The 23,100-nt window shown below is 66.9% G+C and carries 20 protein-coding genes and 2 tRNA genes; 8 read left to right on the forward strand and 14 right to left on the reverse strand.

Annotated features, from left to right (window positions below; genetic code table 11):
- Positions 1-4: 4 nt before the first annotated feature.
- Genes AC13GA_RS07250 through AC13GA_RS07275 form a run of 6 tightly spaced genes read left to right on the forward strand, consistent with a single transcriptional unit; the run spans position 5 to position 5,569 of the window.
- The gene (locus AC13GA_RS07250; RefSeq protein ID WP_046986148.1) at positions 5-604 is read left to right on the forward strand and encodes a GNAT family N-acetyltransferase; all 600 of its coding nucleotides are present in this window, start codon (positions 5-7) and stop codon (positions 602-604) included.
- Positions 601-1,554: an N-acetyl-gamma-glutamyl-phosphate reductase gene (argC, locus tag AC13GA_RS07255; RefSeq protein ID WP_046986147.1), complete on the forward strand. Its 954-nt coding sequence runs from the start codon at positions 601-603 to the stop codon at positions 1,552-1,554. Before AC13GA_RS07250 ends, argC begins: the two co-directional genes overlap by 4 nt.
- A 20-nt stretch (positions 1,555-1,574) precedes the next feature.
- Positions 1,575-2,870, forward strand: a complete 1,296-nt coding sequence (gene argH / locus AC13GA_RS07260) for an argininosuccinate lyase (RefSeq protein ID WP_482997783.1) — start codon at positions 1,575-1,577, stop codon at positions 2,868-2,870.
- On the forward strand, positions 2,870-3,133 hold the full coding sequence (locus AC13GA_RS07265; protein ID WP_478473737.1) for a YciI family protein: 264 nt from the start codon (positions 2,870-2,872) through the stop codon (positions 3,131-3,133). Before argH ends, AC13GA_RS07265 begins: the two co-directional genes overlap by 1 nt.
- 10 nt (positions 3,134-3,143) lie before the next feature.
- Positions 3,144-4,301, forward strand: a complete 1,158-nt coding sequence (gene proB, locus AC13GA_RS07270; protein ID WP_482997784.1) for a glutamate 5-kinase — start codon at positions 3,144-3,146, stop codon at positions 4,299-4,301.
- On the forward strand, positions 4,298-5,569 hold the full coding sequence (locus AC13GA_RS07275; RefSeq protein WP_046986143.1) for a glutamate-5-semialdehyde dehydrogenase: 1,272 nt from the start codon (positions 4,298-4,300) through the stop codon (positions 5,567-5,569). The genes proB and AC13GA_RS07275 overlap by 4 nt, the downstream gene beginning before the upstream one ends.
- Positions 5,570-5,648: 79 nt before the next feature.
- Here AC13GA_RS07275 and pgaD read toward each other — a convergent pair whose 3' ends face one another.
- The 10 genes from pgaD to AC13GA_RS07325 form a co-directional block, all read right to left on the reverse strand.
- Positions 5,649-6,119 (reverse strand): poly-beta-1,6-N-acetyl-D-glucosamine biosynthesis protein PgaD, encoded by a 471-nt coding sequence (pgaD, locus tag AC13GA_RS07280; protein ID WP_046986142.1) that lies wholly within the window; start codon positions 6,117-6,119, stop codon positions 5,649-5,651.
- The gene (gene pgaC / locus AC13GA_RS07285) at positions 6,116-7,366 is read right to left on the reverse strand and encodes a poly-beta-1,6-N-acetyl-D-glucosamine synthase (protein WP_482998089.1); all 1,251 of its coding nucleotides are present in this window, start codon (positions 7,364-7,366) and stop codon (positions 6,116-6,118) included. The genes pgaD and pgaC overlap by 4 nt, the downstream gene beginning before the upstream one ends.
- A 7-nt stretch (positions 7,367-7,373) precedes the next feature.
- Entirely contained in the window at positions 7,374-9,260 is a 1,887-nt protein-coding gene (pgaB, locus tag AC13GA_RS07290; RefSeq protein WP_046986140.1) for a poly-beta-1,6-N-acetyl-D-glucosamine N-deacetylase PgaB, read from the reverse strand.
- 1 nt (position 9,261) lies between these two features.
- Entirely contained in the window at positions 9,262-11,289 is a 2,028-nt protein-coding gene (gene pgaA / locus AC13GA_RS07295; RefSeq protein ID WP_482997785.1) for a poly-beta-1,6 N-acetyl-D-glucosamine export porin PgaA, read from the reverse strand.
- Between the two features lie 344 nt (positions 11,290-11,633).
- Complete coding sequence (locus tag AC13GA_RS07300) at positions 11,634-12,839, reverse strand: CynX/NimT family MFS transporter (protein WP_482997786.1); 1,206 nt, start codon at positions 12,837-12,839, stop codon at positions 11,634-11,636.
- 202 nt (positions 12,840-13,041) lie between these two features.
- Positions 13,042-13,118: transfer RNA gene (locus AC13GA_RS07305), tRNA-Pro, on the reverse strand.
- Between the two features lie 140 nt (positions 13,119-13,258).
- Positions 13,259-13,335: transfer RNA gene (locus AC13GA_RS07310), tRNA-Pro, on the reverse strand.
- Between the two features lie 55 nt (positions 13,336-13,390).
- Positions 13,391-13,507, reverse strand: a complete 117-nt coding sequence (gene cydX / locus AC13GA_RS07315; protein WP_005410354.1) for a cytochrome bd-I oxidase subunit CydX — start codon at positions 13,505-13,507, stop codon at positions 13,391-13,393.
- A gap of 54 nt (positions 13,508-13,561) precedes the next feature.
- Positions 13,562-14,716 (reverse strand): cytochrome d ubiquinol oxidase subunit II, encoded by a 1,155-nt coding sequence (gene cydB, locus AC13GA_RS07320; RefSeq protein ID WP_046986137.1) that lies wholly within the window; start codon positions 14,714-14,716, stop codon positions 13,562-13,564.
- 15 nt (positions 14,717-14,731) lie between these two features.
- Positions 14,732-16,315, reverse strand: a complete 1,584-nt coding sequence (locus AC13GA_RS07325) for a cytochrome ubiquinol oxidase subunit I (protein ID WP_006378378.1) — start codon at positions 16,313-16,315, stop codon at positions 14,732-14,734.
- 228 nt (positions 16,316-16,543) lie between these two features.
- Between AC13GA_RS07325 and cydD the strand changes: the two genes are divergently transcribed.
- Both cydD and cydC read left to right on the forward strand, forming a co-directional pair.
- Positions 16,544-18,289, forward strand: a complete 1,746-nt coding sequence (gene cydD, locus AC13GA_RS07330) for a thiol reductant ABC exporter subunit CydD (RefSeq protein ID WP_046986136.1) — start codon at positions 16,544-16,546, stop codon at positions 18,287-18,289.
- The gene (cydC, locus tag AC13GA_RS07335; RefSeq protein WP_482997787.1) at positions 18,286-19,959 is read left to right on the forward strand and encodes a thiol reductant ABC exporter subunit CydC; all 1,674 of its coding nucleotides are present in this window, start codon (positions 18,286-18,288) and stop codon (positions 19,957-19,959) included. Before cydD ends, cydC begins: the two co-directional genes overlap by 4 nt.
- A gap of 98 nt (positions 19,960-20,057) precedes the next feature.
- On the opposite strand, the gene AC13GA_RS07340 is transcribed toward cydC, so the two are convergent.
- The 4 genes from AC13GA_RS07340 to AC13GA_RS07355 form a co-directional block, all read right to left on the reverse strand.
- Complete coding sequence (locus AC13GA_RS07340; protein ID WP_482997788.1) at positions 20,058-20,402, reverse strand: DUF1294 domain-containing protein; 345 nt, start codon at positions 20,400-20,402, stop codon at positions 20,058-20,060.
- Positions 20,403-21,515 (reverse strand): homoserine O-acetyltransferase MetX, encoded by a 1,113-nt coding sequence (metX, locus tag AC13GA_RS07345; RefSeq protein ID WP_482997789.1) that lies wholly within the window; start codon positions 21,513-21,515, stop codon positions 20,403-20,405.
- Between the two features lie 152 nt (positions 21,516-21,667).
- On the reverse strand, positions 21,668-22,657 hold the full coding sequence (locus AC13GA_RS07350) for a tetratricopeptide repeat protein (RefSeq protein WP_317233322.1): 990 nt from the start codon (positions 22,655-22,657) through the stop codon (positions 21,668-21,670).
- A complete protein-coding gene (locus tag AC13GA_RS07355; protein WP_046986131.1) occupies positions 22,651-23,100 on the reverse strand; it encodes a cytochrome c-type biogenesis protein in 450 nt (149 codons plus the stop codon). Before AC13GA_RS07355 ends, AC13GA_RS07350 begins: the two co-directional genes overlap by 7 nt.

Genomic DNA, 23,100 nt, shown 5'->3' on the forward strand with positions numbered 1-23,100 from the left:
CACGATGAACCATGCTGATTGGACCAAGGTCCCTAGCCTGGCGGGCACCCATGCGCGGCTGGAGCCGCTGCAGATGGGGCATATCGATGGCCTGCGCGGCGCGCTCGGCGATGGGGCGCTGTCCAGGCTCTGGTACACCCAGGTGCCCGATGCGAAGACCATGACCGGCTACGTGCAGGCCGCGCTGCAGGCGCAGGCCGAAGGCAAGGTGCTGCCGTTCGTGGTGTTCGATGCCAACGACCAGATTGTCGGCACCACCCGCTACTACGATCTGCAAGCGGACGTGCCGCGCCTGAGCATCGGTTACACCTGGTATGGCGAGTCTGCGCAGCGCACCGGGGTCAATACCGAGACCAAGCTGATGCTGCTGAGCCATGCGTTCGAGCGGCTGGAATGCCTGAGCGTGGTATTCGAGACCAGCTGGTTCAACTTTGCCTCGCGTACCGCGATCGCGCGCCTGGGTGCCAAGCAGGATGGCGTGCTGCGCAACCACAAGCGGCATGCCGATGGTACGCCGCGCGACACCGTCATCTTCTCCATCATCGATGCGGAATGGCAGGGCGTGAAACGCCATCTGCAGTACCGCCTGGACAGCCACGCATGAACGATTCGACTTTCACCCTGGGCATTGTCGGTGCCCGTGGCCATACCGGCGCCGAGCTGATCAAGCTGGTGGCTGCGCACCCGCAGCTGCAGCTGGCGTTCGTGTCCTCGCGCGAACGCGCGGGCCAGCGCCTGGCTGACCATCATCCCGAGTTCCGGGGCGAACTGCAGTACGAGAACCTGGATGCCGACGCGGTGGCCGCCAAGGGGGTGGACGCGGTGATCCTGGCCCTGCCCAACGGCCTGGCCGCACCGTTCGTGGCCGCGCTGGACGCGGCGAAGCCGGACACCGTCATCGTCGATCTGTCGGCCGACTACCGCTTCGACAATGCGTGGTACTACGGCCTCCCGGAGCTGACCCGCGGTCGCTACAACGGCCAGAAGCACATCAGCAATCCGGGCTGCTATGCCACCGCGATGCAGCTGGCTATCCACCCGCTGCTGGACCTGCTGGCCGGCCCGCCGCAGTGTTTCGGTGTGTCCGGTTACTCCGGTGCCGGCACCACGCCGTCGGACAAGAACAATGTCGAGCTGCTGGCCGACAACCTGATGCCATATGCACTGACCAACCATGTGCATGAGCGCGAGGTGTCGGTGCAGATGGGCGTGGCGGTCGAGTTCATGCCGCACGTGGCCCCGCATTTCCGTGGCATCACCCTGACTGCCAACCTGTGGCTGAACCGCGTGCAGACCCGCGATCAGATCGTCGAGCGCTTCCAGCAGGCCTATGCTGGCGAACCGCTGATCGAGGTCGTGGATGAGGCGCCGTGGGTCAGCCGCATCGCTGGTCGCCACGGTGCCCAGGTCGGTGGCTTCACCCTGGCCCCGGGCGGCAAGCGGGTGGTGGTGGTGGCGACCCTGGACAACCTGCTCAAGGGCGCGGCCAGCCAGGCCATGCAGAACCTCAATCTCGCGCTGGGCATCGACGAACTGACGTCGATCCCGCACTGAACACGCCTTCCGGAGCCCCCATGGCAGACCTTCTTTGGCAGAAGCCCGGCGTCGCCGTCGACGCCCAGATCCAGACCTTCCTCGCCGGTGACGACGTCATCCTCGACCGCGAGTTCTTCCTGCACGACATCGCGGCCAGCGCCGCGCACGCACAGGGCCTGCAACACATCGGCATCCTCAGCGCCGATGAGCTGGCTGGCCTGCTGCGCGAGCTCGACGTGCTGGCGCAGGACTTCCGCGAAGGCCGTTTCGTGCTGGATACGCAGTATGAAGATGGCCATTCGGCGATCGAGGCACGGTTGACCGAGCGCCTTGGCGATGCTGGCCGCAAGATCCACACCGGACGCAGCCGCAACGACCAGATCCTGGTCGCCACCCGCCTGTGGCTGAAGGAGAAGCTGCAGCGCGTCGCTCAGCTCAGTGCCGAGGTGGCCAAAGTCGCGCTGGATCGTGCACACGCGGAAAAGGACCTGCCGATTCCCGGTTACACCCACATCCAGCGCGCCGTGGTGTCCTCGGCCGGCATGTGGTGGGCCGGTTGGGCCGAGGCCTTCATCGACAACGCCGTGCGTGCCCGCGATACCCATGCACTGGTCGATGCCAATCCGCTTGGCACCGCCGCCGGTTACGGCGTGAACCTGCCGCTGGATCGCGAGCACACCACCGCCGCGCTCGGCTTTGCGCGCATGCAGATTTCGCCGATCTACGCGCAGCTGTCGCGTGGAAAGTTCGAACTGGCTGCACTGGAAGCGCTGGGCGGTGCCACCCTGGACCTGCGCCGCATTGCCTGGGACCTGTCGCTGTTCACCAGCGCCGAATTCGGTTTCGTCGCGTTGCCGGCGCAGTACACCACCGGCAGTTCGATCATGCCCAACAAGCGCAATCCGGACGTGATCGAGCTGATGCGGGCGACCCATGCCAGCGTCGCCGCTGCCCGTACCGAAATCGAGCAGCTGCTGTCGCTGCCGTCGGGCTACCACCGCGACCTGCAGTCGTCCAAGGGTGCGATCTTCCACGGCTTCGGGCGCGGCCTCGCCGCGCTGGAACTGCTGCCGGCGCTGCTGGCCAACCTGGAGTGGCGCGATGACAGGCTGCGCGCGGCGATCGATTCGGGCATGTATGCCACCGACGTTGCGGTGGAAGCCGCGGTGGCGGGCGTGCCGTTCCGCGAGGCCTACAAGGCTGCTGCGGCCGGTGCGGACAGTGCAGGGCAGGGACGTACCCCGGAAGGCAGCCTGGCCGCGCGCGTATCGCCGGGTTCGGCAGCCGACCTGCGCCTGGACGAACTGCGTGCGCGCTGGCAGGCGCTGTCCTGATGGCCGCTACCGTGTACCTGGTGCTGGCCATGCGCCGGCCCGGCTTCAACGCCGCAGCGGTGCAGCCGCATCTGGACTTCCTCGACGCGTTGCGTGCGCAGGGCAGGCTGCAGCTGACCGGCGGTTTCGCCGACGGCAGCGGCGGCGCCTATGTACTGTGCAACGTGGAGAACCTGGCGCAGGCACAGGCCATCGTCGCCACCGACCCACTGGTGACGATGCAGGCCTCCGACCTGACCGTGCACGAATGGAATACCCGCTGAGGCGCACCTGATGACCCTGCACGCCACCCACGTCGCCTCGCCGTTCCCGGAACAGGTGCTGCCACCGTGGCGGCGCGCGGTGCTGAAGGTTGGCAGCAGCCTGCTGGCCGCCGATGGCGGTGGCCTGTCGCCACGCCACGCGCTGGGCCTGGCCCAGTTCGTCTCCGCCAACGTACTGGCCGGACGCGAGGTGGTGATCGTGTCCTCGGGCGCGGTTGCCGCTGGCCGCGCGATTCTTCCCCGGGCCGACGAGCCCGGTTCGGCGATGGCGGCGCGTCAGGCGCTGGCCGCGCTCGGACAGGCCCAGCTGATCGGGCTCTGGCAGCGCTTCTTCGAACGCCCGGTGGCGCAGGTGTTGCTGACCCACGACGACCTGCGCAACCGTCGTCGCTACCTCAATGCGCGCGCCACGCTCACCGAGCTGCTGCGGCTGGGCGCGTTGCCGGTGGTCAACGAGAACGACACGGTATCGGTGGATGAACTCAAGCTCGGCGACAACGACAACCTGGCCGCAACGGTGGCGGCGCTGGTGAATGCCGATGCGCTGTTCATCGCCACCGACATCGATGGTCTGTACAGCGCCGACCCGCGCACCGTGGCCGACGCACGACCGATGCATGACGTGCCCGAGCTGGACGATGCCGTGCTGGCGATGGCCGGCGGCGCCGGTTCGCGCGCCGGCACTGGTGGAATGCGCACCAAGCTGGAAGCGGCGGCCAAGGCCGGCCGCCTCGGCATCGAGACCTATCTGTTCAATGGCCGCAGCAGTGACGTGGTGCGCGCACTGGCGCAGGACCGCCTGTTCGGCACCCGAATCCATGCCGCGCGCAGCCGCGAGGCCGCACGCAAGCACTGGCTGCGGCATGCGCCGCTGGCCGAGGGCGCGATCATCGTCGATGCGGGCGCGGCCCAGGCCATGCGTGAGAAAGGCGCTTCGCTGCTGCCCGGTGGCATCACCGGTGCAGAAGGCAGCTTCCGCCGTGGCGACATGGTGCAGGTGTGCTGGACCTCGTCGCAGGGCCGTGTCTGCATCGCCCGCGGTGTCAGCCAGTACGCCGCCGATGATGTGCGCCGGATCGCCGGTCGCCATTCGCGCGACATCGAGGCCGTGCTGGGCTACAACTACGGTGGCAGTGTCGTCCATCGCGATGATCTGGTGCTGCCATGACCGGTTTGAAGGACACCCCGATGAGCGAAATCGAAGCGCAGGCGCGTGCCTGCCGTGACGCGGCCCAGATCGTTGCCGGCCTCGACAGTGCGGCCCGCCGCACGCTGCTGCTGGCGATGGCACAGGCGCTGGAAGTGAATGCCGGGCTGATCCTGGCCGGTAATGCACGTGACCTCGCCGCCGCGCGCGACAAGGGCGTTGGCAGTGCCATGCTCGACCGCCTGGCGCTGGACCCGGCACGCCTGTTCGCGATGGCCGAAGCCGTGCGTGAGGTCGCTGCGCTTCCCGATCCGGTCGGCCAGGTCACCCGCGACGACGTGCGCCCGAACGGCATCCGTGTGCAGAAGGTGCGCGTGCCGCTGGGCGTGATCGCGATGATCTACGAAGCACGTCCGAACGTGACCGCCGAAGCCGCGGCGCTGTGCCTGAAGGCCGGCAACGGCGTGGTCCTGCGTGGCGGCTCCGAAGCGATCCATTCCAACACCGCCATCGCCCAGGCACTGGCTGGTGCATTGACCGCCAATGGCGTGCCTCCGGCGGCGGTGACCGTGCTGACCGACCTGCGTCGCGAAGCGATGCTGGAACTGCTGCAGCTGCATGAGCTGATCGACCTGGCCATTCCGCGCGGCGGTGAAGGCCTGATCCGCTTCGTTGCCGAGCATGCGCGGGTGCCGGTGATCAAGCATTACAAGGGCGTGTGCCATCTGTTCGTGGATGCCAGCGCCGACCTGGGCAAAGCCATCGACCTGCTGGTGGACGGCAAGTGCAGCCGTCCGGCAGCCTGCAACTCGCTGGAGACCCTGCTGGTGCATCGTGTCGTGGCCGATACCTTCCTGCCGCGCGTGGCACAAGCGCTTGGCGAGCGAGGCGTGCAGCTGCGCGCCGATGCGCTGGCGCAGCCGCTGCTGCCGGGCAGCACGTTGGCCACCGAAGACGACTACGCCGCCGAGTTCCTTGACCTGGTGCTGGCGGTACGCGTGGTCGACGACCTCGATGCGGCCATCGCGCACATCCGTGCTTATAGTTCCGACCATACCGAAGTAATCGCCACCGAGGACGCGGGCAACGCCGAGCGTTTCGTCAACGCGTTGCGCTCTGCGGTGGTGATGGTCAATGCCTCTTCGCGCTTCTCCGATGGCGGCCAGCTCGGCCTCGGCAGCGAGATCGGCATCTCCACCACGCGCCTGCATGCCTACGGCCCGATGGGCCTGGAAGCGCTCACCGTCGAGCGTTTCGTGGTGCGTGGCGAAGGGCAGACCCGCACCTGAGCGCAACGGACGCCGGGCATGGCCCGGCGCTACCGCCGCACATCGGGTAGCGCCGGGCCATGCCCGGCGAAGCGCAGGTTCACACCACTTCCCGGCGGATGCCGATCGGCCGCGCGTGATCGTCCATGTGCAGCGTGGCGGCCTTGCAGCCCAGCAGGCGTTCGGCCAGGCCGGTGCTGGCACCCAGGTCAGCGGCGACCTCGTTGAGACTGGCCGGTGGCCGCGGCAGGCGCCGCTCGTGGCCACGGAAGCGCGCGCGGTTGTACTCGGCCCAGCCAATCAGCAGCACGCTGGCGCACAGCAGCATCAGCGGCAGCGCCACCAGCACATACGGATCGAACTGGTTCTGTCGCTCGTACAGCTGCCGCCAAGCCAGCCGGCCGCCGGCCAGCCACGACACCAGAGTGACCAGAGGAGCCCACAGGTAGAAGTAGAAGCCCCAGAACGCCAGGGTGACGAACCCCCAGGCAGTGCGCTGGAACCGCGGCTGGCGGTGCGGCTTGCGGATCATCCGTGAATCGAAGCGGTTGGAAGAGTGGTGTGTGTTCATCGGATACCCCGGTCAGGACTGGTCCAGGTGGCACGCTTGCTGCGACGGCGCAGCAGGGTCTTCGGAAGCGCCACCAGGGTGGTGGAAAGGCTGATCAGCCAGTACGCCATCGGGTACCAGATGACCCAGAAGTAGTTGCGTCCTATCTGTGTTTCGTATCGACGGTCGATGATCAGGCTGCTGGCGAACTGCAGCAGGCAGACCAACGCCAGGATCACGCCATGCCACTGGGGCAGCAGGCTGGCGATATACAGCTGGTGGGGCAGTTCGATGAACTTGCCCAGCGCCCACAACACCACGATGAACAGCATGGTGTAGGCCCAGACCACGCTCAGCACATACTCCAGCAGTACGCCCCACATGCGCCGTTCCCTCCAGTGCAGCAGCGAACGGGCATGGCGCAGCATCACCTCCACGCCTCCCTGGGCCCAGCGCAGCCGCTGCCGCCACAGCCCCTTCAACGTTTCCGGCATCAGGATGAAGCACAGCGCATTGGGCTCGTAGCGGATGTCCCAGTGCGCGCGCTGCAGCCGCCAGCTGATGTCGATGTCTTCGGTGACCATGTCATCCGACCACCATCCGACCTGGTGCAGGGCGGTGCGGCGGAAGCCGGCGATCACTCCCGAGATGGTGAAGATACGTCCGTACACACGCTGCGCGCGCTTGATCATGCCGATGATCGAGGAGAACTCGGCGACCTGCAGCCGCCCCAGCAGGGTGGAGCGGTTGCGGATGCGCGGGTTGCCGGTGACCGCGCCGACCCGGTTGCCGCTGACCAGGTGCCAGATCATCCAGTGCAGGGCGTGCTCCTCGAGCATCGCATCGCCGTCGATGCACACCAGATACTCCGAGCGTGCCGCCAGTGCACCCATGCGAAGCGCATTGGCCTTGCCCAGGTTGCGGTCCAGGTGCAGCACGCGCAGCCGTGGATGCCTGGCTGCGAGCGCGTCCAGGCGGGCACCGGTGTCGTCGCTGCTGCCATCGTCGATGACGATCACCTCGTAGTCGGCCGGATAGCGCTGTGCCAATGCCGCACCGAGCGTGTCGTCCAGGTTCTCCGATTCGTTGTGGCAGGGAATCAGCAGACTGGCGAACGGTGGATCAACCATCAACGGTGGATCATTACGCGGCGGCGAATGCCGTTCGCGCCGGAAGTAGTAGTAAAGCCCACCGGACATCCAGAAGAACGCCATCACCATCGGATAGTAGAAGGCGAACTGGAACAGGATCTGCAACAACGGATGCATGTCCACGTCACTTCTCCGGATACGGGAAGTTGCCGGCGGACATAGCCGCACGGGCATCGTGGGTGGAGGGCTGGCCAGCGATGAAATCATCGGGGTACCAGGCAAAGTGGTGCACGCCCTGTGCCTGCAGCTGGCGGATCTGCGCGCGCAGGCGATCAGCTGGAATCGGCTGGCCGCTACGCCAGTCAACGGTCTGCAGTTCGAACAACGTGTGCTGCAGCTGCGGGTCATGCCTGCGCACCTCGGCCAGCAGCTGGTCCAGCCATCGCTCCGGGTGCTTGCTGCCCTCCATCCACGGCATCGCCATCAGTGCAGTCTGGTCGTAGGCCTTGTTGAACAGGTCAAGGCGCTGGGCGAACCAGGCCTCACTCTGCGGGCGCAGCACCGGCTCGGCGTACAGGTTGCGCACCGTTGCGAGCTTCGGCCGCCAGCGCTGTGCGCGGTCGCGCAGGGCGAGAGTGAAGTCGATCAATGCCTGTGTACGCCCGCTGCCATCGTGGCCTGCAGCCAGTGTGGGCAGCTCGGTATCCCGCAGGTAGCCATCGTCATGGAACAGCAACCCTTCGAAGTAGGAATTGACCGCCAGATCCTCGTAGATATCCAGCATGATCTGGCGTGCTTTGGGGTTGGTGAAGTCCAACCGGTACATGCCATCGGCATCTCCACTGCGGATCGCCAGTGCCTGTCGCTGCGCTGGATCCGGCAGTTCGAAACCGAGCACCGGCAACCAGGCGTACACCTTCACTCCAGCACGCGACTTCAGCTGCCACGCGACCCTGCTGAACAGGTCAGCGCGCATCGGCATGTGCCGGTTGGGGAAGTACACGGCATCGGCGGTGTTGTTGCCATCAGGGTCGGCAAAGGCCTGCAAGTAGACGTGGGTCGGCGCGATCCGCTTGACCCGCTCGATCAGTGCATCCAGGTTGCGCGCCTGCTGGGCAGGGTCACGGTCATAGACGGCATCCAGGTCGATCTGCAGGGCGCGGACGCCATCGAGTGCCACGTCGCGGCGCAGTTCGTAGGCCAGTCCCTCCACGGTCGGGTTGTCGCTGACCAGGAAGCGCGCCAACCCGTGCAGGTCACTGGCCACTGGCGTGCTGCGGCCTTCCAGATCGAACGAGACCGGCATTCCCAGCTGCTCGGCGATATCGTTGCTCAGCTGGTTGTACGCGGCGTAAGGCCAGACGATGGCGCGCGGGCGGACCCCCAGATGCTGCTCTATGCGCTGTGCGCTGCGGCTGAGGTCGGCACGCAGGCGCTGTTCGTACTGTGCTTCGCTCTCGTAGCTGTGGGTCGCGGGCGTATAGACACGGGTGACCACCGCTGGCGTGGAGTTGCCCTGAGGGTTGGCGATCACGCCATGGTGCAGGTCGTCGGTATGGCTGGCCACTTCGATCAGGCCGCTGTCGTGCATCTGCTTCAGCTGTGCCCAGGTGATGAAGTCCTCGCGACCGAACGGGCGGTAGCCGTAGTCGATGGTACGACCCGGCGCCATGTCCACGTAGTCGGTGATCACCGCCACCAGCGCCGGATAGCGATAGGCCTGCAGCAGCGGGAAGGCCTTGTCGTAGACACTGCGCAGGCCGTCATCGAAGGTCAGCAGCACCGGCTTCGGTGGCAGTGTCGCGCGTCCCTGCGAGGCGTCGATCACCTGCGACAACGACACCGGGTGGTAGCCATGCGCACCCAGCCAGTCCAGGTGGGCAGCGAAGTTCTGCGTGCTTACCGCGTAGGTATCTGCGTCGCCCTTGGCCGCGACCTGGTCGCGGATATCGTGATAGCTGAGGATCAGCAGGCCGTTGTCGGCCGCGTCGAGATGTACGGCCTGCTGCGCAGGGGCCGGTGTCGCGGCGGCCAGCAGCAGGAGTACGATCAGTCGCAGGATGTGGGTCATGTCAGTCTCCCCAGCGCAGTGCGGCTTCGAAGCCGATATGGCGCTCGCGGTGGCCGTCATAGACCGGCCGTGACCAGCGCACGCCATACTCGAGCACGCGGCCCTGGTCGATCTGCCACTCATGCATGTAGGACACCGACGGCACCAGTGCGCTGCCGAAGCCGTCCTGCCAGTAGTCGCCCAGCGAGACCGTCAGCCGGTGCCGGAAATGGCGCTCATAGTGTCGCCACAGCTGCTGGTCGACGCGCAGGCCGATCTCGACCATGCGGTCGCGCTTCGGATTGAAGTAGGGCGCATCGTCGCGGCTGCCCCGGCTGGTATAGGCACTGGCCAGGCCATCGATCAGCCAGCGTGGTCGAGTCAGCAGCCGCTGCTCGACACTGGTGCTGAACAGTTCGCGGTGATTGCCATCGTCGTAGCGGAAGCGGCTGGCGCCGAACATCCAGTGCGTGCGTTCGCTGCGCCGGTAGTCCACCTGCGCGCCCACGCTGTCGGCGGTGATGCCGGCCGCGCGCGCCTGCATCGAGGCCTCCGGATCATTGCGCGCAGCCATCAGCCCGGCATGCCAGGAGTCGTTGAACTGCCAGCCTACGCTGGCACGCAGGCCGGTATCGCCGACGTGATCGTTGGCACGCACTACCGCGGCCTCCGCATCCAGCCGGCCGAAGCGGTAGCGCACGCCTGCACCCAGCCACAGCGGGTCGATGCGCTGGTCCTGGAAGTCGACCAAGCGCCTGTCGGCGAAGGCGAACAACCGCCAGCGGTCGTCGAGCACCGGCGTCTGCACTTCCATGCCGTAGTGACGGTCGTTGTTGCCCAGTGGCGAAGTGCCGCCACCGCCGGAGCTGCGGCCGATGTCGGTCCATGCCTTCAGCTGCCAGCCGCGATGTGCACGCCAGGCCTGGTCCATGCGTTCGACGGCAGGCTGGGTGGGATAGCGCGCGAGCAGGTCGTCATGCAGTGGCCGCGCCAGGTCATCGCGCTGCAGGGCGACGTAGGCCTCTTCCATACCCAGCCGCGGCTCGATGTCGCGCGGGTCCAGTGCATGCGCCATCTGCTGCCGCTGCAGGGCCATGCGTGGCCAGCCGCGCATCATGTACACGCTGCCCAACGCACTCTGCAGGCCACCGTTGCCGGGGGCGATATCGACCATCGATTCCAGGTCGCGCTGGGCGGTCGGCAGGTCGCCGCTGTAGGCACGCACCATCGCCAGATTCAGGTCGGCCTCGTAGCGTGACCAGTTCGCATACGGCGATTTTCCGTTGCCCCAGCGCCAGGCCGGTTCCTTGTCGCGCCACGCCTGCAGCAGGCCGATGGCCTTTTCCTGCTGTTCGCTCTCAAGATAGGCATAGGCCAATTCCGAATGCGAAGCATCGCGTGTGGGATCGCCGGTCACCGCCGCCTGCAGCACCGGAATGGCCTCCAGCGGATGCAGGGTGCCCATCAGTGAATCACCCACAGCGGGCAGCACGTAGTCGGGCAGTGCATGGCCCTCGGCCTGCAGTGCGCGTGCTTCCTCACGAACCTGTGCGTGGCGGCCCAGCCGGTTGAGCAGGATCAGGCGATCCAGCCGGATCCGCAGGGGTGCCTGCGCCGCAGTGGTGCCTTCGCTGCCGACGTAGCGCTGCATGCGCGCCAGGGTCGACTCGGCTTCTTCCAGGCGGGCGTCCTCGCTGCTGCTGTAGGCCAGGCTCCAGACCACCAGCTTGGCCAGGTAGTCGCCCTCAAGTCGCTGCTTCTGTGCATCGTCGAACAACTGCGGGCGCTGCTGGTACAGCTCCCAGGCGCGCCACGCGTTGCCGATATCGCCCAGGGTCAGCACGCGCAGCTTGAACAACAGATCGTCGTGGGGCTGCTGCTGGCTGGCGCGCTCGATCGCTCCCAGCGCATCCAGCCAGCGGGCCTGGTCGCGGTAGCGGCCGATCTCGGCCAGGGCGGCCTCGCGATCAGGCGGGGCCGCGCTGCTGGCCCAGGCCAGAGCGAAGCAGGCAAGGCCGACGCAGAGCGCCAGCCGGCGGTGGACAACCATTGGGGACCCCCTTGGCTTCCGAACCAGACAACCTGAAAAATGTGACGCACATCACATGCCAGATTTTGGGATGGCCGTGGCCTGCGTCACTCCCCTCGTGCGTTCCCATCCAGCAGGATGGGTAGAACCGGGACAGCGACCTGCAATGTCTAGTCTGAAACGAGAGTCCCCCGCACACCGACTGGTGGCCTGGACGGCGCTGCCGCCCCCATGCCCGATGCCGGCACGCGGCAAGGATGGGCATTCGGGGGCACTATCTGCCCGGAACTGTCAGCCCAGCGTCAAAATCTGCGTGAAAGCTGACCGGCGGTAGATGGAGGGCGGCAGCCGGCCCGGGTGGAGGCTTACCAGAGGTCTTCCAGCTTGCGCGGCTTGCATGCCACCCAGGAGGCACACAGCATCAGGGTCGCGCAGCCGAACAGGAAGCTGAATGGGATCGTCCAACCGTCGCTGACGGCGTGCAGCCAGCCGACCAGGAATGGCCCCAGGCAGCTGAAGCTGTAGCCCACACCCTGCATGAAGCCGGACAGCGCGGCCGAGCCGGTCGGAGTGCGCGTGCGCAGGTTGATCAGGGTCAGTGCCAGCGGGAACGTGGACGGGCCGACACCGAGCAGGCAGGCCCACAGCAGTGGCGCCTTCATCGGTGCGAGCAGCAGGCCGGTGAAGGCGATCACGAACGAGAAGAAGCCGATCAGGACCAGCGGGAACGGGTTCTGCAGGCGCACCGCCATCGATGGGATGACCAGCGACGGCAGCAGGCCCAGCGCCGAGAACACTGCCACCATCACCCCGCCGAAGGCGGGCGTGCCACCGGCCTCGACCACGATGCGCGGCAGCCAGGTGAACATCGAATAGGTCATCAGCGAAGTCATGCCGAACATCAGCGTCATGCTCCAGCCCAGCGACGTGCGCCAGACCTTGCCATGCGGTTGTGCGGTCGGGTCGTTGGCATCCAGCACCGGCCCGGGCGCACGGCGCGCCAGCAGCAGCCACGGCAGGCTCGCCGCCAGCGCCAGCAGCGCCCACATGCCCAGCGACACCCGCCAGCCGGCCGCATTGGCCACCGGCACCGCCAGCAGCGCCGGCATCATCGTGCCCAGCTGCAGCACACTGATGTACAGCGTGCTCATGGTGCCGACCTTGTTGGCGAAGTAACGCTTCACCAGCGGCGGCACCACTACGTTGCCGATACCCATGCCGGCCAGTGCGATCACCGAGCCCAGCAGCAGCGTGCCGACGTTGCCGGCGCTGGAGCGCAGCAGCAGGCCGGCGGCTGCCATCAGCATGGCCAGCAGGGTGGTGCGCTCCAGGCCCAGGCGCCGCGCCAGTGCCGGCGTTGCCACGCCGAACAGCGCGAACGAGGCGGTGGGCAGCATGCCCAGCACACCGGTCATGGTGGTGCCGAAATCGAACTGCTGGCCGAGCACATCGAGCAGGGGCGTGATCGAGGTGACCGCTGTGCGCAGGTTGATCGCGGCCAACAGGATCGCGGCGAATGCGAGGACGCGGCCGTGCAGCAGCGACGGCGAATCGGAAGTGGAGGAACTCATCGGTGGTCCTTGCAGGTGTCGCACGCTTCAGCAACGGCATGCAGCGCCGGCATCGGTCTACGCCGAAGCGGCAGGTGGGGGAGGCGGCCATTGTACGTGGCTGGCCAGTGGCGTTGCGGGCGGCCGCGCCTGTCCCGGGCCGCAGGCACAAAAAAACCCGGAGGACAGTGATGTCTTCCAGGCTTCTTGGTGACCACCGAAGTGGTCGGGGAGACAGGATTCGAACCTGCGACCTCTACGTCCCGAACGTAGCGCTCTACCAGACTGAGCTACACCCCGAAGGGAGCCGCCTATTCTAGCGATTCACCCCGATGGCGGCAAGGGGTGGATGCTGTTTTCTTCACACTGCCGAAGCAGTGCCACTTCAGGGAACAAAAAAGCCTGGACGACTTCACCAGGCTTCAATGCGACCACTTGAGTGGTCGGGGAGACAGGATTCGAACCTGCGACCTCTACGTCCCGAACGTAGCGCTCTACCAGACTGAGCTACACCCCGAAGGAGCCGCCTAAGATACCGTGTGAAGACCAAGGCGGCAAGGCTTTTTTACAGCTCAGCGACGATTTTCTTTCTCGATGCGGTTCTGCTCGCGGGCTTCAAACCACATGCCGTTGAGGATGGCGACCGTCGAGGCGAGGCCGGCGCCGAGGATCCAGGCGAAATACCACATGTTCAATCTCCTGTGTGCAAGACAGGTGCCGACCGTGGGTCGGCACGCTGGCAATCAATAGGCGTTGGGGTTGTCGTCCATGTCCTCGACCGTCGTCTTGCCCTTCAGCACGCGGTACACCCAGGTGGTGTAGGCGAGGATGATCGGCAGGAAGATGGCCGTGGCCAGCAGCATGACCCACAGCGTGAGGTGGCTGGACGAGCTGTCCCAGACGGTCAGGCTGGAGGTGGGCTGGCTGGAGGACGGCAGCAGGAACGGGAAGATCGCAAAGCCGACAGTCAGGATGATGCCAGCGATGGATGCACCCGAGGCGATGAAGGCCAGGCCACCACGACGGGCACGCAGCAGCACCGCACTGGCCAGCGCGCCGAGCAGGCCGAGCACCGGGAACACGATCGTGGCCGGCATGCTGCTGTAGTTGCGCAGCCAACCACCGGCAGCCGTGCCCAGCTCGGCCGTCTTCAGCAGCGGATTGGTCGGGCCATCGGTGACCACCTGCGAGGTGATCTGGTAACCCGGCAGGCCGAAGGCCACCCAGGCACCGGCCACGGCGAACAGCACGAAGCTGATGATGGCGGCGACGCTGCCGTAACGTGCGGCACGTTCGGCCACCGGGCCGTCGGTCTTGATGACCAGCATGGCCGCACCATGCGAAACCAGCATGGCCACGCTGATCAGGCCGGCGATGAGCGCGAACGGTGTGAGCAGGCCGAAGAACGAACCGGTGTAGGTCACGCGCAGGGTGTCATCGAAGTGGAACGGCACACCCAGCAGCACGTTGCCCACCGCCACGCCGGCAATCAGGCCCGGCAGCAGGCCACCGACAAACAGCACGCGGTCCCAGTTGTCGCGCCAGCGCTTGGACGGCAGCTTGCTGCGGTACTTGAAGCCGACCGGGCGCAGGATCAGCCCGAACAGCATCGCAAACACCGCCAAGTAGAAGCCGGAGAAGCTGACCGCATACAGCGGCGGCCATGCGGCGAAAATCGCACCGCCACCCAGTACCAGCCACACCTGGTTGCCTTCCCACACCGGGCCGACGGTATTGATCACCAGCCGGCGTTCTTCATCGGTTTTGGCAACGAACGGCAACAGGGTGCCGACGCCAAGGTCGAAACCATCCATCACGGCCCAGCCGATCAGCAGGATGCCGAGCAGCAGCCACCAGATCACGCGGAGCGTGGTGTAATCAAGTGCAATGAATTCCATCTGGATTCTCCTGCCTCAGGCCTGGCCGGGGGCGACTGCATTGGGGGAAACAGGGCGGATATCGGCCTGCAGCGTCGGCAGGATGTCGTCCGGACCCTTGCGGATCGCCTTCAGCATCAGCTTGATCTCGATGATCAGCAGCACCGTGTACAAGCTGGTGAACACCGCCAGCGTGGTCAGGATTTCATGCAGTGCCAGGCCCGATGCGGCGTAGAAGGTCGGCAGAACGCCGTCCACAGCCCACGGCTGGCGGCCGTACTCGGCAACGAACCAACCGCATTCGATCGCGATCCACGGTGCCGGCAGCGACCACACCGCCAACCGCAGGAACCAGCGCTTGTCCTGGAAGTTGTTGCGGCACGAGAAGTAGAAGGCCAACGCGAAGAAGGCGATCAGGTAGAAGCCCAGGCCCGCCATGATGCGGAAGGTCCAGAACAGCGGGGCCACGCGCGGCACGGTATCCATCGCGGCCTTGGAGATTTCCTCCGGCGTCGCGTTGAGGATGTCTTCGCGGTAGCGCTTCAGCAGCAGGCCATGGCCGAGATCCTGCCAGTGGCGATCGAACATCTCGCGTGCTTCGAGATCGTTGCGGTCCTTCTTCACGCGCTCCAGTGCGCCGTAGGCGATCTGGCCACCGCGGATGCGGTGCTCGGCACGTTCCACCAGCTCCAGGATGCCGGGAATCGGCTGGTCCAGCGAGCGGGTGGCGATCAGGCCCATCAGGTACGGGATCTTCACCGCATAGTCGTTCTGATGGGTGTCTTGGTTGGGAATGCCGAAGGCGGTGAAGTCGGCCGGCGCACGCTCGGTTTCCCACATCGCTTCAATCGCGGCCAGCTTCATCTTCTGGTGTTCGCTGGCGGCATAACCGCTTTCGTCACCCAGCACCACCACCGACAGCGAGGACAGCAGGCCGAAGGCTGCGGCCACCGCGAACGAACGGCGGGCCATGTCCTTGTACTTGCCACGCAGCAGGTACAGCGCGCTGATCGACATCACGAAGATCGCACCGGTCACGTAGCCGGCACTGACGGTATGCACGAACTTGGCCTGGGCCACCGGGTTCAGCAGCACCGCGGCGAAGTCGACCACTTCCATGCGCATGGTTTCCGGATTGAACACCGCACCGGTCGGGTTCTGCATCCAGCCGTTGGCGATCAGGATCCACACCGCCGACAGGTTGGTGCCCAGCGCCATCAGCCAGGTCACGGTGAGGTGCTTGACCGGAGTCAGGCGCTTCCAGCCGAAGAAGAACAGGCCGATGAAGGTCGCTTCCAGGAAGAACGCCATCAGGCCTTCGATGGCCAGCGGCGCACCGAAGATGTCACCGACGTAATGGCTGTAGTACGACCAGTTCATGCCGAACTGGAACTCCATCACCAGGCCGGTGGCTACGCCGATGGCGAAGTTGATGCCGAACAGGGCACCCCAGAACAGGGTCATCTGCCGCCAGACCTGCTTGCGGGTCATCACGTACACGCTTTCCATGATGGCCACCATGAAGGACAGGCCAAGCGTGAGGGGGACGAATAGGAAGTGGTACATCGCGGTCAGAGCGAATTGCAGCCGCGACAGTTCTACGACTGTCTGATCAATCATGGCCTGGCTACCTCGTTGGATAGTGCCGTTGCAGGTGGCGGGAAGGGTGGTCTACGGGGTGAATGATGTGACCGACTACTTCAAACAGCCTTGATCCAGATCAATGTATGAATGGGTATTCAGGAGGATCGTATGCCAACCCGCCTGGGACTGCGACCGCCGGCCGCAGGGGGAGGCTGTTGCCTGCGCCTACAATGCCTGCCAATGCCCTGTTGCCTGTGAAGACCCTTGAGCGCTGCCGAACCGACTGCTGACGCCGCTGTTTCCGAAGACGAATCGACCCGGTTGCGGCGCATCCGTAGCGCGTGGCTGGCCGATCTGGCGCGGTCCGCGCGCGGCCGCCAGCGGTTGGCCTCGTTGTGCATCAGCCTGTCCGGCGCACTGTTGATCGGCCAGGCGGCCGCCATCGCCTGGCTGGTGCAGCAGGTGCTGGTCGAGCGTGCACCACTGGCCTCGGGCCTGCCGGTGCTGGCCACGCTGGTCGTGATCCTGATCGTGCGTACGCTGCTGGGCAGCGCCACCCAGGCTGCAGCGGGTGACGTGGCCGATGCCGCGCGGCTGGCGTTGCGCGAGCGCGTATTCGCGCGCCTGCTTGGCCATGGGCCGCTGTGGCTGCGCCAGCGCCGTACCGGCGAGCTGGGCGAACTGATGTTGCATCACGGCGATGCGATCGAGAGTTATTACAGCGGCTTCCTGCCGGTGCGCACCGAAGTGGTGGTGGTGCCGGTGCTGATCCTCGCGGCAGTGGCCTGGGTCGACTGGGTAGTAGCGCTGATCCTGTTGTTCACCGCGCCCCTGGTGCCGTTCTTCATGATGCTGGTGGGCTGGGGTGCCGAAGCGGCCGGCCGTGCGCAGCTGGGCGAACTGGCACGGATGAGCGGACACTTCGCCGATCGCATCAAGGGCCTGGGCCTGCTGCGCCTGTATGGCCGCGGCGAGGCCGAGCTGGAGGGTATCGAAGCGGCTGCAGAAGGCGTGCGCGTGCGAACGATGAAGGTGCTGCGCATCGCCTTCCTGTCGTCCACCGTGCTGGAGTTCTTCGCTTCGGTGAGCGTGGCGATGGTCGCGCTGTACCTGGGGCTGAGCTATCTGGGCCTGATGTCGTTGCATGCGACGGTGCCCACGCTGGGTGCGGGCCTGTTCTGCCTGCTGCTGGCGCCGGAGTTCTATGCGCCACTGCGGCGGCTGGCAGCGCACTACCACGACCGTGCCAACGCGCTGGCTGCGGCCGCTGAAGTGGAGCGCCTGTTGCAGGTGCTGCCGGAAGAAGCTGTCCTTGCCGATGACGAAATGGTGCCGCTGCCGCAGGAGCCGGCTGAAGCGGCGATGGCGCCGTTGCGGGCGTGGGGGCTGATGCTGCGTCCCTTGGGCGCGCCGCATGATGTGCTGCAGGGCCTGGACGTGACACTGGAGCCAGGCCAGCGGCTGGCGCTGGTGGGCCCCAGTGGCAGTGGCAAGAGTACGTTGCTGGAAGCACTGGCCGGTTGGCTGCCCCCCCGTGCGGGCAGGGTGCAGCTGCGACCGGGGCTGCAGGTGGCCTATGCCAGCCAGAGGCCCTACCTGTTCCATGGCAGCATCGCCGATAACCTTCGGCTGGCCGATCCGGGCGCCAGCGACGCCCGCCTGCGCGCGGTGGCCGAGGCCGCGCAGGTGCTGCAGTTCGCACAGCGCCTGCCGCAGGGGCTGGATACCGTGATCGGTGAGCGCGGCTTCGGCCTGTCCGGTGGTGAAGCACGCCGCATCGGCCTGGCCCGGTTGCTGCTGCGCGATCCACAGGTACTGCTGCTGGATGAGCCCACCGCCTTCCTCGATGCGGACACCGAAGCCGCGCTGCTGCGCAGCCTGGCCGCCTATGCGCGCGGGCGCAGCGTGGTGGTCGCCACCCATAGCCCGGCGGTGATTGCCTGGGCCGACCGTTGCCTGCTGCTGCCCGAAGGGCGGCTGGTCGAGCCAGCGCAGGCGGTGCGCGCATGAGTCGTTCGCCGGATTCACTGCGCGCGGTATTCCTGCGCCATCGCGCGCGCCTGTTGCTGGCCGTGCTGCTGCTGTGGGCCACGATGCTGGCCGGCACCGCCCTGCTGGGGTTGTCCGGCGGCTTCCTGACCGCCGCAGCGCTGGCCGGTGCCGCCGGCCTCGGCCAGGGCTTCAATTTCTTCACGCCCTCGGCGGGCATCCGTGGGCTGACCATGGCGCGCATCGCGTCGCGCTACTTCGAAAAACTGGTGGGGCATGACGTGACCCTGCGCATCGCCCGTGACCTGCGCGTGTGGTTCTTCCGACGCGCGCTGCCGCTGGCACCGGCGCGGTTGGGCGCGACGCGTACCGGCGAGCTGCTGGCACGCCTGCTGGGTGACATCGGCGAAGTGGATGGCCTGCTGGTGCGCGCCATCGGCCCCCTGTTGGCCCTGGGTGGGTTGTCGCTGGTGGGGGTGGCTTCGGCCGCTGTGGTCCTGCCTTCGGCGGCTGTGCTGCTGGCGGTACTGGCGGTGCTGATCAGCTTCGGGGTGCCGTGGCTGGGCGTGCGTGGGCATGACGATGAGGAGGCCGATCGCGCCGCACATCGCGCTGCGCTGCGCACCGCCGCGTTCGAAGGACTGGAAGGCGCGGGTGATCTGGCCGCACTGCATGCCAGCACGGCATGGCAGTTGAAGGTGCGGGTGGCCGCCAAGCAGCTGGCCTCGCGTGATCGTCGCCGTCGCTGGCGCCTGATCGCGGCCTCGACCCTGCACGGCCTGGTTGCCGGGCTGGGTCTGGTAGCGATGTTGGCACTGGCTCTGCATGCGGCCGAACAGCAGCGCATCGCGCCGGAAATGGCCGCTGGGCTGGTGTTCCTCACCGTGGCACTGATCGAACTGTGGGCCGGCATGGGCCTGGCCTGGCAGTCACTGCAGTCCGGGCGCATCGCTGCTGCGCGGCTGCAGGCGATCGTCGAGCAGCCGCCGACGGTGGAAGACCCGCAGGCGCCGCAGCCGGTGCCGCAGGCGGCGCGCGTGCATTGGGATGACATCCATTTCCAGTGGCCAGGCGCGGTGCGTCCGGTGCTGTCTGGCCTGCAGCTGACCCTGGCACCGGGCGAGCGCATTGCCATCCGCGGCGACAGCGGCAGTGGCAAGACCACGCTGTCCAGCCTGCTGCTGCGATTGTGGGATCCGCAGCAGGGGCGGTTGACCTACGGTGGCCATGACCTGCGCGACTTCGCCCAGGGCGACTGGCATCGGCAGCTGGCCTGGTTGCCGCAGAACGCCCCGGTGTTTGCCGGCAGCGTGGCCGAGAACCTGCGGCTGGGTGATCCCGATGCCAGCGACGCGGCGTTGTGGGCGGTGCTGCGGCGCGTGCGCCTGGGCGAATGGGCCGAGCACAATGGTGGCCTGCAGGCCTGGGTGGGCGAGAACGGCGCGACCATGTCGGCCGGTCAGGCACGGCGCCTGGCACTGGCGCGCGCGCTGCTGCGCAATGCGCCGATCCTGCTGCTGGACGAGCCGACCGAGGGCCTGGACGTGGATACCGCGCGCGCGCTGCTGCTGGATCTGGCCAGCTTGCTGGACGGCCGCAGCCTGCTGATGATCACCCACGACGACCTGCCCGAGGGCGTGGTTGATGCGCAGTACCGGTTGTGTGATGGGGTTCTGATCCGCGAAGCGTGAAATCATCCCGGTAGTGCCGGCCGCTGGCCGGCAACCACGCATCCGGGTCGAACATCATGGCGTTGCCGGCCAGCGGCCGGCACTACCCATTCGAACGGTTACCGCGAAAACTCGCGCAGCATCACCGCGATCGAGGCCACGTTGGCCAGCACGCACAGCCAGAACACCCATTGGAACGAGGCCTTGCGATGCTTGTGGCGGAGCAGCCCCTGGCCCAGCAGCGCACCGGGCCAGCCGCCGGCAAAGGCCAGCAGTTGCAGGGTGCGCTCGGGAATCCGCGATTGCTTGCGCTGTGCCGCGCGCTTGTCGTGGCCGTACAGGCCGAACGACACTGCGCTGGCCAGCAGGCACCAGCCGCCCAGCCACAGTGGCAGCACGCCGCTGATCATCAGCGCGATCAGCGCGCCGAACGCGGCCAGCGCGAGGTTGCGCCGCCACGCCACTTAGAGTGCGTCGAGGAAGCCGCGCACGGCCGGGCCGAAGCGCTCGAAATCGACCAGGAAGGCGTCGTGGCCCTGTGGTGATTCCAGGCCGATGAACTGCGCATCGGCACCGCCTGCGCGCAGGCCATCTGCTACTTGCTGCTGCTGCTGCACCGGGAACAGGATGTCGGTGTTGGCACCGATCGCCAACGCCTTCTCCACCCGGATCTTCGCCAGCCCGGCCAGCACGTCGCCGTCGGCATACTCGGCCAGGTCGAACCAGTCCATCGAGCGGCTCAGGTACAGGTAGCAGTTCGGATCGAAGAAGCGCACGAAGCGCCGCGCGTGGCCTTCCAGGTAGCTTTCCACCTGGAATTCCAGGCCGAACGGATCGTCGTCGGTCTGGTCCGAATCCAGCCGCACGCGGCCGAAGCGGCCATCCCATTCCAGCGCCGAGCGGTAGGTGATCACGCCCAGCTTGCGCGCCATGCGCATCCCCGATTCCGGGTACGCATCGTCATCGTAGTGGCCGCCGTTCCAGCGCGGGTCGAGGCGGATTGCCTCGCGCTGCAGCGAGCGGATCGCGATCGAGAACGGCAACGCCTGTGCACTGCCGGAGATGTTGATGTGGCTGCGTGCGATGCCCGGCTGCAGCATCAGCACGGCCAACGCGGTCATGCCGCCCATTGAATTGCCGACCACGCAGGCCAGTTGTTCAATGCCCAGCGCCTGCACCACCTCGATGGCCGCGCGAGCGCCGTCCTCGATCGACAGCTCCGGGAAGTCGAGGCGATAGGGTTGGCCTGTAGCCGGATTGAGCGACGCCGGTCCGGTCGAGCCCTTGCAGCTGCCCAACGAGTTCACGCACACCACGAACCAGCGGTCGCTGTCGATCGGCTTGCCGGGCCCGACCATCGCGTCCCACCAGCCCGGTGCCGGGTTGGCGTCGTTGGCAGCGGCATGCGCATCCGGCGACAGCCCGGTGACGATCAGGATCGCGTTGCCGGCATCGGCATCCAGCGTTCCCCAGGTTTCGTAGGCCACGCGAGCACCGTGCAGGGCGCCACCGCGCTTGAACGGGAACGGCGAGGGCAGGGCATAGAAGCGAGTGCCGGGCGGGATGAATTCAGTCATGCGGGCATTCTAGCGGGGCTGCATGTGGAGCTGGCGACACGCTGGTTTCCATCGGCGATGCACCCGGTAGTACCGGCCGCTGCCGGCAACCTCATGAACCTTGATGTGCCCGCGTGGTTGCCGGCCAGCGGCCGGCACTACCGTGCGGAGCGTCAAGGGAAGCGCAACTCAACCACGCCCTCATGCGGCAGGTTCACCTTCACCGGCGTGCTCTGCAGATCGTCCTCGCTACGGTTGGCGCTGCCGCTGCGCGAGATGCGCGCCAGCACTTCCACTTCGCGATGGGCCGACAGCGGTGCGGTCGGCATCGGGCTGTCACCGTCACCCAGCCCGACCGTGGCCGGGAAGCCAGCCAGCGGCAGCTTGCGTGCGGCCACCGGCATCGGCGGTCCACCCACGGCACGCGCCAGTACGAACACCTGGGTGCCGGCTGGCCACTCGCTGCTCTTCAGCGCCGGCAGCTGCACACGTACCTGCAGCAGCGCCGGTGGCGTCGCAGCGCCAGCATCGGGCGCCTGGCCGGCGGCTTCGCGGGCGATCGCGATCTGTGCCTGCAGTGCCTGTGCGGCACCCGGTTCCAGTCGCGGCAGCAGGCTGCTCCAGATATCGGCTGCTTCGGCATTCCGGCCGCGCTGGCGCAGGGCGATGCCGAGCAACCAGCTGGCGCGTTCGGCATCCGGGGCCAGGCTGCGCGCCTGCTGCAGCCAGGTCATTGCGGTGTCGTCGAACTGTTTGCCGGCATCGGCCTGTGCCCGCGCCTGTGCCGCTTCCACCAGCACGCCGGGGTCTTCAGGGGCCAGGGCGGCGGCACGTGCGAAGGCGTCCGCCGCAGCCGACGTGTTGCCCAGCTCGGCCTGCGAACGCCCGAGCAGCGTCCAGCCATCGGCACGCTGCGGATCGCGCTGCAACGCATCCTGCAGGGCCTGCACGCCGTCACGCAGGGTGGCCACCGACGGCGCAGGCTGCACCTGTGCCGCACGCGGGTCTCCGACCAGCAGGTACAGGCAGGCACCGGCCACGCCCAGCGCGAGCACGCCGACCACGAAGCCGCGGCGGCCATGGTGGCGCAGCGGCCACAGCACCAGTGCAGCCATCAGCGCAGCACTCACACCCGCTGCCATGGGAAGCCAATGGCTCACCAACCGTCTCCTTCATCAGTCTTGCTGGCCGGTGCGGACGCGACCGTGCGCCCACGACGGCGGACGATGCCCAGCACCACCAGCGCACCGGCGCCGAGCACCAGCAGCGGACCGCCCCACAACAGCCACGTACCCGGCTGCAGTGGTGGCTGGTAGAGCACGAACTCGCCGTAACGGGCGACCAGGAACTGCTTGATCTGTGCGTCGTCATGGCCCTGCTGCATCAACTGCAGCACCTCGCGGCGCAGGTCCTGGGCGATCTGCGCGTTGGAATCGGCCAGTGACTGGTTCTGGCACTGCACGCAGCGTAGCTGCGCGGCCAGGTCATGAAAGCGGCGTTCCTCTGCGCCATCGCGGAACTGCAGCGGCTGCGGATCGTGCAGCGGCTGCTGGGCCAGCGCGGCCAACGGCAGCATCATGAGCAGCAGCGCCAGCAGCCAGCGCAT

This window comes from Stenotrophomonas sp. 22DLJC03 (genome assembly GCF_056861405.1).